Source organism: Ottowia beijingensis, assembly GCF_042680925.1.
Lineage (GTDB): Bacteria > Pseudomonadota > Gammaproteobacteria > Burkholderiales > Burkholderiaceae_C > Ottowia > Ottowia beijingensis.
The window spans coordinates 289,189-301,893 of record NZ_JBHUEP010000012.1; the positions used below are offsets into that span (position 1 = coordinate 289,189).

Annotated in this window: 12 protein-coding genes; 7 read left to right on the forward strand and 5 right to left on the reverse strand. The window is 70.3% G+C overall.

Features of this window, described 5'->3' with window-relative positions; all coding sequences use genetic code 11:
• Positions 1 to 220: 220 nt before the first annotated feature.
• A complete protein-coding gene (gene pobA / locus ACFSCU_RS16865) occupies positions 221 to 1,423 on the forward strand; it encodes a 4-hydroxybenzoate 3-monooxygenase (RefSeq protein WP_180549358.1) in 1,203 nt (400 codons plus the stop codon).
• Between the two features lie 94 nt (positions 1,424 to 1,517).
• On the opposite strand, the gene ACFSCU_RS16870 is transcribed toward pobA, so the two are convergent.
• A complete protein-coding gene (locus ACFSCU_RS16870) occupies positions 1,518 to 2,258 on the reverse strand; it encodes a TetR/AcrR family transcriptional regulator (protein WP_377561205.1) in 741 nt (246 codons plus the stop codon).
• 62 nt (positions 2,259 to 2,320) lie between these two features.
• Between ACFSCU_RS16870 and ACFSCU_RS16875 the strand changes: the two genes are divergently transcribed.
• From ACFSCU_RS16875 to ACFSCU_RS16895, 5 genes are all read left to right on the forward strand, one after another.
• Positions 2,321 to 2,995 carry a hypothetical protein gene (locus tag ACFSCU_RS16875; RefSeq protein WP_377561206.1) on the forward strand — a complete coding sequence of 225 codons (675 nt, stop codon included), beginning with the start codon at positions 2,321 to 2,323 and terminating at the stop codon, positions 2,993 to 2,995.
• A gap of 94 nt (positions 2,996 to 3,089) precedes the next feature.
• The gene (locus tag ACFSCU_RS16880; RefSeq protein ID WP_180549362.1) at positions 3,090 to 4,001 is read left to right on the forward strand and encodes a CoA transferase; all 912 of its coding nucleotides are present in this window, start codon (positions 3,090 to 3,092) and stop codon (positions 3,999 to 4,001) included.
• An 87-nt stretch (positions 4,002 to 4,088) separates the two neighbouring features.
• The gene (locus tag ACFSCU_RS16885; protein WP_377561207.1) at positions 4,089 to 4,754 is read left to right on the forward strand and encodes a DUF1294 domain-containing protein; all 666 of its coding nucleotides are present in this window, start codon (positions 4,089 to 4,091) and stop codon (positions 4,752 to 4,754) included.
• A 54-nt stretch (positions 4,755 to 4,808) separates the two neighbouring features.
• Positions 4,809 to 6,281, forward strand: a complete 1,473-nt coding sequence (locus ACFSCU_RS16890) for an RNB domain-containing ribonuclease (protein WP_180549364.1) — start codon at positions 4,809 to 4,811, stop codon at positions 6,279 to 6,281.
• Positions 6,282 to 6,330: 49 nt separating this feature from the next.
• Positions 6,331 to 6,585 (forward strand): hypothetical protein, encoded by a 255-nt coding sequence (locus tag ACFSCU_RS16895; RefSeq protein ID WP_333707727.1) that lies wholly within the window; start codon positions 6,331 to 6,333, stop codon positions 6,583 to 6,585.
• 280 nt (positions 6,586 to 6,865) lie between these two features.
• On the opposite strand, the gene ACFSCU_RS16900 is transcribed toward ACFSCU_RS16895, so the two are convergent.
• A complete protein-coding gene (locus ACFSCU_RS16900; protein ID WP_180549366.1) occupies positions 6,866 to 7,477 on the reverse strand; it encodes a DUF924 family protein in 612 nt (203 codons plus the stop codon).
• A 99-nt stretch (positions 7,478 to 7,576) separates the two neighbouring features.
• Here ACFSCU_RS16900 and fusA point away from each other — a divergent pair, with 99 nt between their 5' ends.
• Positions 7,577 to 9,628, forward strand: coding sequence for an elongation factor G (gene fusA / locus ACFSCU_RS16905; RefSeq protein WP_377561208.1), 2,052 nt, complete (start codon positions 7,577 to 7,579; stop codon positions 9,626 to 9,628).
• 302 nt (positions 9,629 to 9,930) lie between these two features.
• On the opposite strand, the gene ACFSCU_RS16910 is transcribed toward fusA, so the two are convergent.
• Genes ACFSCU_RS16910 through ACFSCU_RS16920 form a run of 3 tightly spaced genes read right to left on the reverse strand, consistent with a single transcriptional unit; the run spans position 9,931 to position 12,704 of the window.
• Positions 9,931 to 10,377 carry a phage virion morphogenesis protein gene (locus tag ACFSCU_RS16910; RefSeq protein WP_180549367.1) on the reverse strand — a complete coding sequence of 149 codons (447 nt, stop codon included), beginning with the start codon at positions 10,375 to 10,377 and terminating at the stop codon, positions 9,931 to 9,933.
• A 7-nt stretch (positions 10,378 to 10,384) separates the two neighbouring features.
• Complete coding sequence (locus ACFSCU_RS16915; protein WP_180549368.1) at positions 10,385 to 11,092, reverse strand: phage head morphogenesis protein; 708 nt, start codon at positions 11,090 to 11,092, stop codon at positions 10,385 to 10,387.
• Complete coding sequence (locus ACFSCU_RS16920) at positions 11,085 to 12,704, reverse strand: DUF935 domain-containing protein (protein ID WP_377561209.1); 1,620 nt, start codon at positions 12,702 to 12,704, stop codon at positions 11,085 to 11,087. The genes ACFSCU_RS16915 and ACFSCU_RS16920 overlap by 8 nt, the downstream gene beginning before the upstream one ends.
• Position 12,705: the final 1 nt, after the last annotated feature.

Genomic DNA, 12,705 nt, shown 5'->3' on the forward strand with positions numbered 1-12,705 from the left:
GCTTGCTGCCGGCGAGACGCCCGTCGCGGGCAGGCCCGCTCCCACACAAAGCGCCGCCACAGGCAACTGCTTGTACGATGATCGCACACCCTGTTCGATCATCGCGCATCGCTGCGCCGTCCACGCTGGATGCGTGGAGGCCGCTGCCCTATGCTTGAAGGCTGTCACCCGCCCAGCGGCCCCGCCGGGGTTGCGCCCAATACAAGAGGAGATCGATCACATGACCACCACCCGCACCCAGGTCGCCATCGTCGGCGCCGGTCCGTCCGGCCTGCTGCTGGGCCAGTTGCTGCACAAGGCCGGCATCGACGCCATGATCGTCGAGCGCGTCAGCGGCGACTACGTGCTGGGCCGCATCCGCGCCGGCATCCTGGAGCAGGTCTGCATCGACCTGATGGACGAGGCCGGCGTGGGCGAGCGCATGCACAAGGAAGGCCTGGTGCATGGCGGCATCGAGATGCTGTACGACGGTCAGCGCCACCGCGTGGACCTGAACAAGTACAGCGGCGGCAAGAACGTGATGGTCTACGGCCAGACCGAGCTGACGCGCGACCTGATGGACGCGCGCCAGGCGGCGGGCCTGGCCACCATCTACGAAGCGCAGAACACCCAGGTGCACGACTTCGACAGCGCCAAGCCCTATGTCACCTACGAGAAGGACGGCCTCACGCACCGCATCGACTGCGACTTCATCGCCGGCTGCGACGGCTTTCACGGCGTGTGCCGCGCCAGCGCGCCGCGCGCCGCGATTCGCGAATACGAGAAGGTCTACCCCTTCGGCTGGCTGGGCCTGCTGAGCGACACGCCGCCCGTGAGCGACGAGCTCATCTACGTCAACAGCCCGCGCGGCTTTGCCCTGTGCAGCCAGCGCAGCAAGACGCGCAGCCGCTACTACCTGCAGGTGCCGCTGACCGACAAGGTCGAGGAGTGGAGCGACGACGCGTTCTGGCAGGAGTTGAAGCTGCGCCTGGACGACGAGGCGCGCGCCAAGCTCGTCACCGGCCCCAGCCTTGAGAAGAGCATCGCCCCGCTGCGCAGCTTCGTCACCGAGCCGCTGCGCTTTGGCCGCATGTTCCTGGCGGGCGATGCCGGCCACATCGTGCCGCCCACCGGCGCCAAGGGCCTGAACCTGGCGGCCACCGACGTGAAGTACCTGTACGACGCGCTGGTCGAGTTCTACAAGGACAAGAGCGAGGCCGGCATCGACGACTACTCGCGCAAGTGCCTGGGCCGCATCTGGCGCGCCGAACGCTTCTCGTGGTGGTTCACGCAGCTGATGCACCGCTTCCCGCACGACGAGCGCATCACCGAGAAGTTCCAGCACGCCGAGCTGGACTACCTGATGCACTCCGAAGCCGGGCTGACGACGATCGCCGAGAACTACGTCGGCCTGCCGCTGGACTTTGGCGCGCCGCGCCGTTGAGATGGGTCGGGGCGCGGCCCCGCGGCGCCTCGATGCAGCGCATCCTTATAGAAAAACAGGGGAGTATCGACTTCCAGCGCTTGTCTGACGGGCGCTAGCGGATAGGCATAGGGGGAGTATCCTGCTTCTTCGTTCCATGAAGCGGGGCTGCCCCTGATCTGCGCCCCGGCGCCGCGCGCAGCACCGACGACAGCAGCAGTTCCATCACCGCCCGCGCGTTGTCCTCCAGCGCGCCGGGGATCTTGCCGGCAAACATGCCGTCGGCGTGCAGCGTGGCCAGACCGTGCGACAGCGACCAGCCGGCCAGCGCCAGCGGCTGCACCTGCGGCGCGTCGATCAGGCCCGCGGCCTGCACGTCGGCCACCGCGCCCAGCAGCACGCCCAGCGCGCGGTCGCCGGCCGCCATCAGCGCGGGGTGGTTGGCCTTGTCGCACTCGGGGCTGAACATCAGCCGGTACACCGCGGGCCGCTGGCGCGCGAAATCCACATAGGCCAGGCCCACCGCCAGCAGCGCCGCGCGTGCATCCGGCGCGGCCTGGCGCGCCGCCTGGGTGTGCGCGGCCAGGCCGTCGAAGCCCTCGGCCAGCACCGCCGCCAGCAGCGCCGCGCGGTCGCTGAAGTGGCGGTACGGCGCGGCGATGCTCACGCCCGCCGCCTGCGCCGCCGCACGCACCGTCAGCGCGGCGCTGCCGCCTTCGGTGACCAGTTGCGTGGCGGCGTCGATCAGGGCACGGCGCAGGTCGCCATGGTGGTAGGCCGCGCGCGCGGCCTTCGGCGCCGCCGCCCGGCGCGCCGCGCCGCCGCGCCGGGAAGGTGAAGGTTTCGATGAAGCCATGATGTTGACACCCATAACATCAGCCCCTAGACTGATGTGAACATCCATCACTTTAGCGCGCCATGCCCTTGCATCAAGACCCCACCCGCTTTCCCGACGGCAAACGCCGCGCCGCCGCCTGGCTGCTGGGCCTGGGCGCCGCCGGCGTGCTGGCCACCTGCGTCAGCTACGTGCTGGCCGGCGCCCCGGCCGCCCTGCCCGGCGGCGCGCCGGATTTCGAGTCGGTCCGCGCCGCCACCGCCGCCGCCGCGGGCTGGATGCGCGCCGCGGGCAGCTTCGGCATGCCAGGCGATGTGCTGCTGGTGGCCGGCTGCGTGCTGCTGGCGGGCGCCGCCCGGCGCGCGGGCACGGCGGCGGGCGCGGTGGGCTGGGGGCTGCTGGCGCTGTCGTGCGCGCTGTTCATCCTGGTCGATGCGCTGGTGGGCTTCGTGCTGCCGCCGGTGGCGGCCAGCGGCGACAGCGCGGCCTACGTGGTCGCGCGCTCGTCGTTCGACGTGCTGTTCAACATCGGCGGCTGGACGCTGGGCCTGGGCGCGCTGCTGGCCGCACTGGCTCCGCCAGGGCGCGCGCTGGCGTGGCGCCCGCTGCGCGGCCTGATGGGACTGGCCGGCGTGCTGGGCCTGGCCGTCAACACCAGCTTTCTGCTGGGCGGGCCGGGCGCGCCGCTGATCGGCCCCGCCGTGGTGCTGACGGCGCTGGCCCTGCTGGGCGCCGGGCTGGCGCTGGGGCGGCGCTGAGCGCGTGCCACGGGCGGGCCATGTTTCTGGGTTAAATTGGGCTTTGGCGCCGCGCATGGGGCGCAGCCAGCTATTCATTTCATAGTATCCAGCCATGGCCACTCGCAACTCCGCCAAGCCGCTCACCGGCACCCGCATCGTCAGCCTGGCGCTCAATCTGCCCGGCCCCGCCGCGCTGATGCGCCTGTCCGCCATGGGCGCGCGCTGCCTGAAGGTGGAGCCGCCCGGCCCCGGCACCACGTCGGCCGGCCGGCCGATCAGCGGTGACCCGATGGGCCAGTACGACATCGGCGCCTACAGCGTGATGCACGAGGACGTGCGCGTGGTGCAGATGGACCTGAAGACCGAGCGCGGCCAGGCCCAGCTGGCGCGCGAGCTGCTGCGCGCCGACCTGCTGCTGACCTCGTTCCGCCCCTCGGCGCTGGCCAAGCTGGGGCTGGACTGGAAGTCGCTGCGCCGGCCCTTCCCGCACCTGTCGATGGTGGAGATCGTCGGTGCCCCCGGCGAGCGCGCCGACGAGCCCGGCCACGACCTGACCTACCTGGCCGAGGCCGGCCTGGTGACCGGCACCGACCTGCCGCCCAGCCTGCTGGCCGACATGGCAGGCGCGCTGATGACCAGCGAGGCCGCGCTGTCGGCGCTGATGCAGGCGCGTGCCAACGGCCGTGGCCAGTACCGCCAGGTGGCGCTGTCGCAGGCGGCCGAATGGCTGGCGCTGCCGCGCACCTGGGGCCTGACGCTGCCGACCGGCGCCGTGGGCGGCGCGCACGCCGGCTACCGCGTGTACCCGTGCAAGGACGGCCGCGTGGCCATCGCCGCGCTGGAGCCGCACTTCGCCCGCGCGCTGTTCGCCGCCGCCGGCCTGCCGGAGCCCGACATGCGTGCGCCGTTTGCCCCGCAGGCGCACGAGGCCATCGCCGCCTGGGCGCTGACCAAGACGCGCCGGCAGCTCGACGCGCTGGCGGCGGCGAACGACATTCCGCTGCACACGCTATCGAAAGCGTAGCTTCCAACGCTTATTCGATGGGCGCTGAAGGCCGAAATGGCTTGAAATTCTGCTGCCCGCCACCGATCCCGTCCGACGCCCCACCCCATGACCCGCACCGGCCACATTGCCCGCTGGAACGCCGAGCGCGGCTTCGGCTTCATCGCCACGCCGGCGGGCGAGCAGAACATCTTCTTTCACGTGCGCGACTTCCGCGGCGGCGAGCCGGCCGAAGGGCTGGCGGTGCGCTTCGAGCAGATCGAGGTCGGCGGCAAGGGCCCGCGCGCCATGGCGGTACAGCCGCTGGCGCGCGCTGCGGCGCCGTCGCCCGCAGGGCCGGCACGTACTGCAGACCGCGCGGCCAACCCGCAGCGCCGCAACGGCCGCGCGCCATCCAGCGCCCCGCGCGGGCTCGACGGCCAGCCCGCCCTGTTCGCCATCGCCCTGCTGGCCTGGCTGGGCCTGCTGGCGGCCATCAGCCTGCGCGGTGCCTGGCCGTGGGACCTGCCCGTGGTGCTGGCCGGCCTGCTGGTGCTGAACATCGCCACCTTCTTCAGCTACGCCCTGGACAAGACGGCCGCCGCGCAAGGCCGCTGGCGCACGCCCGAGAGCACGCTGCACGCGCTGGCCGCAGCCGGCGGCTGGCCCGCGGCCTGGCTGGCGCAGCGCGCGCTGCGGCACAAGTCGCGCAAGCGCGAATTCCTGGCCGTGTACGTGCTCACGGTGGGACTGCACCTGGGCGCGCTGGGCCTGCTGCTGTGGCGCAGCCTGTGAACCCTGCCGGTCAACGGCGCTGGCTATGATGATCCGACAACCACCGCACGAACCATGAACAAGCAACTGCACCCGCACCAGAAGGACGAACTGGCCGAGCTGGCCGTCATCGCCATGCGAGAGCGCGGGCTGGAGCCCGAGTTCTCGGCCGCCGTCAAGCGCCAGCTGGACGAGATCGATGGCGAGAGCGAGGAAGACGGCGTCGGCATCATCGACATGACGGGCCTGCTGTGGTGCTCGATCGACAACGACGATTCGCGCGACCTCGACCAGCTCACCGTCAGCGAAACCCTGCCCGACGGCAGCGTGAAGATCATGGTGGCGATTGCCGACGTCGACACGCTGGTCGCCAAGGACACGCCCATCGACCGCCACGCGCAGATCAACACCACCAGTGTCTACACCTCGGCGCGCATCTTCCCGATGCTGCCCGAGAAGCTCAGCACCGACCTCACCTCGCTCAACCCCAACCAGGTGCGCGTGGCCACGGTGACCGAGATGGTGTTCCAGCCCGACGGCACGCTGGCGCGCAGCCACATCACCCGCGCCAGGGTGCACAACAAAGCGCAGCTGGCGTACGACGCGGTGTCGGCCTGGATCGAGGGCAACGGCCCGCTGCCCGAGGCAGCCGACATCGTGCCCGGCATGGACCAGCAGCTGCGCACGCAGGATTCGGTGGCGCAGCAGCTGCGCGCCAACCGGCGCGAGCAGGGCGCGCTGGACTTCCAGACCTTCCAGCCGCGCGCCGAGTTCGACGGCGAGCAGGTGGTCGCCATCAAGCAGCAGGAGCAGAACCGCGCGCGCCAGCTGATCGAGGAGTTCATGGTGGCCACCAACGGCGTGACGGCGCGCTTTCTGGCCGGCAAGCGGCGCGCCGCCATCCGCCGCGTGGTGCGCTCGCCCGAGCGCTGGGCGCGCATCGCCCAGGTGGCGGCCGAGCGCGGCTGGGAGCTGCCGATCGATCCCGACTCCAAGGCGCTGGAGCAGTTTCTCGCCGCCGAGCGCAAGCGCGATCCGCTGCGCTTTCCCGACCTGTCGCTGGTCATCGTCAAGCTGATGGGTCGCGGCGAATACGTGGTGGAGCGCCCGGGCGGCCCCAACATCGGCCACTTCGGCCTGGCGGTGCGCGACTATTCGCACAGCACGGCGCCCAACCGCCGCTACCCCGACCTGATCGCCAGCCGCCTGATCAAGGCCGCGCTGGCCGAGGTGAAGTCGCCCTACTCCGACATGGAGCTGGAGTTCCTGGCCAACCGCTGCACGCAGCAGGAAGACGCCGCCAACAAGGTGGAGCGGCAGCTGCGCAAGTCCGAGGCGGCGATGCTGCTCGAAGACCACATCGGCGAGACCTTCGACGGCGTGGTTACCGGCGAATCGAAAGGCAACACCTGGGTGCGCATCTTCGAGCCGCCGGCCGAGGGCAAGCTGCTGCCCAGCCGCGACGTGCAGGTGGGCGACAAGGTGCGCGCCAAGCTCATCTCGACCAACGTCGAGCGCGGCTTCATCGACTTCGAGATGATCGGCTGAAGCGCGTACTGCTGCACAATTCATCCACATCGTTTCAGGGAGCCATGCCATGTCGCTCAGCAGCGCGATCTCGTTCTACATCGACCAGGACACACCCGGCTTTCGCACCACCACCGGCCTGCTGCCCACGGCCGACGCCGAAGTCGCCCTGTGCGCCCTGCAGGTGGGCGACACGGTGAGCTTTCCCAACCACCGCAACCGCGTCTACCGCGTCGTCAGCCGCCACTGCAACGCCGGCGCGGACATGAGCGAGCCCGAGTGGTTGGTGCGGCTGGAGCCCGTGAACAAGGGCGCAACCCCCTGAGCGCCTGACGGCGGTTCCCCCTTCTCTCGCTGCGCTGCGCTTCGCGGGAAGGGGGACACAGCCTGTGCCCGGCGCAGGTCCGGGCACGGCTGTCGCTGGAGTGGCCTGCTCCGCGGCCTTCGGATTTTTCTCGAGCAGCGGCCGCGACGAGGCCCCTTGTGGGAGCGGGCTTGCCCGCGATGGGCGCCTGGTATGGGCGATACGCCGTATCGCGGCCGAGGCTGCTCCTACAAGAATAGCTAACCGCGCTGGATGGGCGGGCGCTGACGGCCGATTTCTTCTAGAACCCCGCGTCCGGCTGCGCCAGATAATCCAGCTCCTCCGCCGTGCTGGCGCGCCCCAGGATGGCGTTGCGGTGCGGAAACCGGCCGAAGCGCTCGATGACGGCTTGGTGCTTGCGGGCGAAATCCAGCGTGCCGTCGAAGAAGGCCTTGGGCTCGGCCTCGGGCGCATCGCGCAGCGACTGGAACAGCACCACACTGCGCTCCTGCATGGCCGCGTCTTCCGCGTGCTCCAGCGGCAGGTAACAGAAGATGCGCGCCATCGGCGGCACCGCCTGGTCATGGCCGCGCGCGAGGCCTTCCAGCGCCAGCGCCAGCGCCTGCGCATCGCCGGCGAAGGCCTCGGGCTGGCCGCGGAAGGCGTTGCGCGTGAACTGGTCGAGCACGATCAGCAGTGCCAGTCGCCCCTCGGCGTCTTCGGCCCAGGCGTCGAGCTGGCCCGCCCGCGCCGCGGCGATGGTCGGTAGAAAGCGCTGGCGCAGTTCGGCATCGAAGGCATCGTTCTTCTGGAACCACTGGCCCTGCACGCGCTGCAGCGCGGCCGGCTCGAGGGGATGGGCGCCGAGCCAGAAGCGCAGCACGTCGGCGGGTGTGGCGGTGTGGTGATCCATCGAAGGATTGTGGCACTGCCGCACATCAAGAAATTGGCGCGCCGGGCCTTGTGCTGGCGCCGCCGTCGCTCTACGCTGCGGATCGCAAGGAGAAGAACCGTGCCCTCAACCGTGCCCCCCACTGTCGAACGCATCCGCACCCTGGCTTTGGTCGGCCCCGCCGCCACCGGCAAGACCACCCTCGTCGAAGCGCTGCTGCAGCGCGCCGGCGCCATCGCCACGGCCGGCAGCGTGGAACGCGGCAGCACCGTGAGCGACCACGATCCGCTGGAGATCAAGGCCGGCCACTCGCTGCAATCCAGCGTGATGCACGCCGAGCACGACGGCTGCCGCATCCACTTGATCGACACGCCCGGCGCGCTGGACTTCATCGGCCAGAGCCTGCCGGCGCTGGAGGCGGTGGAGACCGCCGCCATCGTCATCAACGCCGCCGCCGGCATCGAGCCCATGGCGCAGCGCATGATGGACTACGCGGCCGAACAGCAGCTGGACCGCCTGATCATCGTCAACAAGATCGACGCCGAGGGCGCCGAACTGGCCCGCCTGCTGGCCGACATCCAGGCCACCTTCGGCAAGGAATGCCTGCCGGTCAACCTGCCCGACGCCGGCGCCACGAAGGTGGTGGACTGCTTCTTCAACCGCGAGGGCCACAGCGATTTCGGCGCCGTGGCCGACGCACACCGCGCGCTCATCGAGCAGGTGGTGGAGGTCGATGCCGACTTCGTCGACCGCTACCTGAACGAGGGCGACATCGACGCCGCCGAGCTGCACGCGCCGCTGGAGCAGGCGCTGCGCGAAGGCCACCTGGTGCCGGTCTGCTTCGTCTCGGCGCGCAGCGGCGCGGGCGTGGGCGAACTGCTGGACATCGTCACCCGTCTGCTGGCCAACCCGGCCGAGGGCAACCCTCCCGACTTCTTCCGGGGCGAAGGCAACGCCGCAGAGCTTATGCACGCCCAGCCCGATCCCGATGCCCACGTGCTGGCCCAGGTGTTCAAGATCAGCATCGACCCCTACGTCGGCAAGCTCGGCTTCGTGCGCGTGCACCAGGGCACCATCCGCCCGGGCACGCAGCTCTACGTGGGCGATGGGCGCAAGCCGTTCAAGGTGTCGCACCTGTACCTGCAGCAGGGCAAGGGCCATGTGGAGGTGCCCAGCGCCGGCCCCGGCGACATCTGCGCGCTGGCCAAGATTGACGAGCTGCACTACGACGCCGTGCTGCACGACGCCGCCGAGGACAGCCACATCCACCTCAAGCCCCTGCCCTTCCCGGTGGCGGTGCACGGCATCGCCATCGCGCCCAAGCGGCGTGGCGACGAGCAGCGCCTGTCGGAGTTGCTGGGCAAGCTGGTGAGCGAAGACCCCTGCCTGCGCGTGGAGCACGTGCCGGCCACCAACGAGACCATCGTCTACGGCCTGGGCGAACTGCACCTGCGCGTGTTGCTGGAGCGCCTGCGCGAGGTGCACAAGCTGGAGGTCGACACGCACCCGCCGCGCATCGCCTACCGCGAGACCATCACGCAGAACGCCGCCGCGCAATACCGCCACAAGAAGCAGTCGGGCGGTGCTGGCCAGTTCGGCGAGGTGCACCTGCGCATCGAGCCGCTGCCGCGCGGCGCGGGCTTCGAGTTCGTCGACCAGGTCAAGGGCGGCACCATTCCGGGCCAGTTCATGCCCGCGGTCGAAAAAGGCGTGCGCGAGGCGCTGGCCGAAGGCGTCATCGCCGGCTACCCGGTGCAGGACGTGCGCGTGATCGTGCACGACGGCAAGCACCACGCGGTGGACAGCAAGGAGATCGCCTTCGTCACCGCCGGCAAGCGCGCCTTCCAGGCGGCCATCCGCGATGCCCGGCCGGTGGTGCTGGAGCCCATCGCGCGTGTGCACATCACCGCGCCTGAAGGTGCCGTGGGCGCCATCACCGGCGATCTGTCAGCGCGCCGCGGCATGGTCAGCGGCACCGACTCGGGCAAGCTGGGACAGATGACCGTGACCGGCCAGGTGCCGATGGCCGAACTGGCCGATTACCAGAGCCGCCTGAACGCCATGACCGCCGGCCAGGGCGCGTATGCGCTGGCGCTGGCGCACTACGAAATCGTTCCGCCGCAGGTGCAGCAGCAGTTGACGAGCCAGCACAAGGTGCAGGACGAGGACTGAGCGCTGCCGGTCGCGGCGCAGGACCCGCGTGGCACCGGGTGCAGGCGGCCGCCGCGGCCGCACGGTCCGGTGGTGCCGCGTCTATGCCATCCGCCATACGCCTTCTGGGGGACTCGACATGACGAAATTCACCCCCGCGGGCCTTGCGCGCACCCGCGCGCGCGTCTACGCTGCGGTTGAACGGAACTGAGATATTTCACCGGCCACGGGTGCGATAAATCGGGATTTGAGGGGACTGGCCGGAATGTGGTGGGATGGCCGTCTGCAAATGAGTTGCGCTGTGTGCAAATTTGGCGCGACGGTCAGTTGAAGCCGAATTCTGCCGCCCAGTCGCGCACGATGGCGCCAATTTCTTCGGTGTCGCGGCGGCTGATGCCGAGGAACGGCCTGGCGGGGATGTTACCGCGGCCGAACTGGTGCGTGGCGGCGTACACCCGGTCGCTGAACACCTCCACCCGGCCGGGCGCGGTCACCTGGTAGTAGATGTGCTTGCGCAGGTAGCCGCGCTGCGTCAGGATTTTGTCGCGGTTGTGGCGCTTGCGCTCGCGCGTGCGGGGCTGCAGCGCGGCCCACGCGCCGCCGTCCGGGTCGGTCTGGGTCCTGAAGCGCTCCTGCGTGCTGCGCTGCAGGTATTCGCCCAGCCGCGGCATCAGCGTGCGGGTGTCGCGCACGCCAGTGGCCATCAGGCGCAGGCTGGTCTTGAGGCCATCCAGCGCGCGGGTGTCGATGCTGATGCTTGTGCCGGCCATCCCTGCCTCACTGGCCCATGTTGCCCTGGGCCGCACCGCGCTGGCGGCTGCTGCCGGGGATGTACTCAAAGCCGGGGTCGATGCCCGCCGGCACCAGCACCAGGCGCGGGCCGCGCGGGTTGCGCTGGCCGATCAGGCGCTCGACCAGGTGCACTTCGGGCGCCTCGTCCGGGCCGTCCTTGCCCATGGCGGCCAGATCGCGGGGCCACAGGCCGCGCACGCTGCACTGGCAGCCCCAGCCGTTGGGCGGATAGTGCGTCTGCCACCAGGGGTCATCACGGCGCAGCACCAGGCCGTCCCAAGCCAGGTGCTGGTGGCGCGGGTTGGTCACCCAGTCAGCGTGCACGTACTGCCAGTACGGCGCCGCCTGCAGCTGCTCGTAGCGGCCGGCGGCGTAGGCGGTGTTGAGGTTGGTCTCGTAGATCACGCGGCTGCGCCAGTCGCGCCCGCCGTTGTAGTCCCAGCCGTGCGTGGCCACGATGCGGTCGAAGTCGCGGCGGAAATCCTCCAGCGTGCCGCCTTCGGCGATGGCCTTATCGACAGCCGCGCGAAAGTCGGCCACCAGCGCGTCGCGGTTGGCGCCGGCCACCACGAACGCCCAATCGTGCTCGCGCGTGTAGATGTCGGTCCAATGCTCGGTGGGCAGGTTCAGCTTGCGCAGGAAAAACCTCACCATCTCGCCGAACGGCAACGATCCGTAGGCCACCTCAGCCATCGCCCAGGCCTCCGGCTTCCTGCAGCACCTCGTAGCGGCCGGCCAGCTGCGCCGCCGCCAGCGCCTGGGCCATGGCCGCGGCGTACTGGTCCAGCGTCATGTCGGGCAGCAGCTGCTCCAGCCCGTTGCGGATGTCGTCCAGGCTTTGCGCACGCTCCACCAGGGCGCGAATCTGCGCCAGCCAGCCGGTCACGGCCGGCGCCGCGCCGGCGGCGAGCTGCTGCGCCATGGCCTGCGGTGGCGTGGCCGCGGCGCCTGGCGTGGCGGCAGCCAGGGCCGCCAGCGGCGCATCGGCCGGCCAGGCCGCGCGCAGGCCGGCCAGGCCAAACGGCATCGGCTGCGCGGGCTGCTGCAGCACCGGCTCGCCGTCCTGCGGCATTGGAATGCCCAGCTTCTCGTGCGCCCACTTCACCGTCGGCTGCACGCCGATGCTCACCAGCTTGGGCAGCGCCTCCGAGTAGGCCGTCAGGTCCTCGGTCTCCTGCGCGTTGAGCTGGAACTGCGGGCTGCGCCGCGGCCCCTCCGGCGCCAGACCGTTCAGCGCCGCCACGGCGTAGACCAGGTCGCGCGTGAGCGTGGTGTTGAGCTGCCGTACGTCGGCATCGCGCAGGTCCTTGCGCACCTCGTCGTGGATCTTGCCCAGCGCGTGCGTGCTCGACTTGCCATCGGCGCCGCTGGTCAGCGTGGCGCCCAGAATCACCTTGCTCTGGTTGCGCTCGCACCAGTTGATCATCAGCTCGAACGCCTTCGGGTCGCCCGTGGCGGCGTTGTGGAACTCCATCATCATCCCCTCGGGGATGATCCCCGCCGCGTTGTGCCCGATGGCCGCCAGCGCGCGCAGCAGCGTCAGCTTCTCGGCCTCGCTGGCGCTGGTGGGGTAGCGGCCGACGCGCAGCGGAATGCCGTAGATCTCCAGAAACTCGGCCAGGTCACCCACGCTGTAGTTCTTGAACAGGTAGGTCCACACCAGCTGGCGGAACAGCGCCGAGCGCTCCAGGTATCCGCTCTTGGCCTTGTGCACGTGGGTCAGCCAGCCGAAGGGCTGCAGCGCCTGGCCCGGCACGCCGTCCACGTGCTGGTGCGTGCGCAGGCGCAGCTCCTGCCGGTAGCCGCGGTGCAGCACGAACCACGACTGCGGCCGGTGCGTGATGGTCTTGGGCAGCCAGAAGCGCTCCACGCGGTGCCACTCGATCTCCAGGCAGGCAAAGCCCTTGCCGATGGCGTCGGTCACATCGAACAGCACGTCTTCGAAGTCGGGGATCTCCTGCAGCAGCTCGTCCAGCTGCGCCGCGGCCTTGGCCTCGGCCGGCGTGGGCGACTTCTGAGGCGGCACCACCTCCCATTCCAGGATGCAGGCGCGGCGGCGCTTGTTCATCTCGCTGGCAATGTGGCCGTCCTTCTCCTCCATGTCCTCGAACAGCTCGAACTGCGCCGTCAATTCACCTTGCTCGGCCGCGTCCAGGATCGTGGCCAGCCGGCTCGGCGTGAGCCCGCGCGTGGGGTGCGCCTGCAGCTCGCGCTGCAGCGCCGTCAGGTGCGCCGTTTGCGGCGTCTGCAGATCGGGCATTTTCATGGGCTGCCCGTCGGGACCGAGGATGCGTGATGTGGCCATG

Bases quoted from the DNA above. Each gene is read 5' to 3' on its own strand.
- pobA (WP_180549358.1), top strand. From the start codon at position 221: ATGACCACCACCCGCACCCAGGTCGCCATCGTCGGCGCCGGTCCGTCC.
- ACFSCU_RS16870 (WP_377561205.1), bottom strand. From the start codon at position 2,258: ATGGCTTCATCGAAACCTTCACCTTCCCGGCGCGGCGGCGCGGCGCGC.
- ACFSCU_RS16875 (WP_377561206.1), top strand. From the start codon at position 2,321: ATGCCCTTGCATCAAGACCCCACCCGCTTTCCCGACGGCAAACGCCGC.
- ACFSCU_RS16880 (WP_180549362.1), top strand. From the start codon at position 3,090: ATGGCCACTCGCAACTCCGCCAAGCCGCTCACCGGCACCCGCATCGTC.
- ACFSCU_RS16885 (WP_377561207.1), top strand. From the start codon at position 4,089: ATGACCCGCACCGGCCACATTGCCCGCTGGAACGCCGAGCGCGGCTTC.
- ACFSCU_RS16890 (WP_180549364.1), top strand. From the start codon at position 4,809: ATGAACAAGCAACTGCACCCGCACCAGAAGGACGAACTGGCCGAGCTG.
- ACFSCU_RS16895 (WP_333707727.1), top strand. From the start codon at position 6,331: ATGTCGCTCAGCAGCGCGATCTCGTTCTACATCGACCAGGACACACCC.
- ACFSCU_RS16900 (WP_180549366.1), bottom strand. From the start codon at position 7,477: ATGGATCACCACACCGCCACACCCGCCGACGTGCTGCGCTTCTGGCTC.
- ACFSCU_RS16910 (WP_180549367.1), bottom strand. From the start codon at position 10,377: ATGGCCGGCACAAGCATCAGCATCGACACCCGCGCGCTGGATGGCCTC.
- ACFSCU_RS16915 (WP_180549368.1), bottom strand. From the start codon at position 11,092: ATGGCTGAGGTGGCCTACGGATCGTTGCCGTTCGGCGAGATGGTGAGG.
- ACFSCU_RS16920 (WP_377561209.1), bottom strand. From the start codon at position 12,704: ATGGCCACATCACGCATCCTCGGTCCCGACGGGCAGCCCATGAAAATG.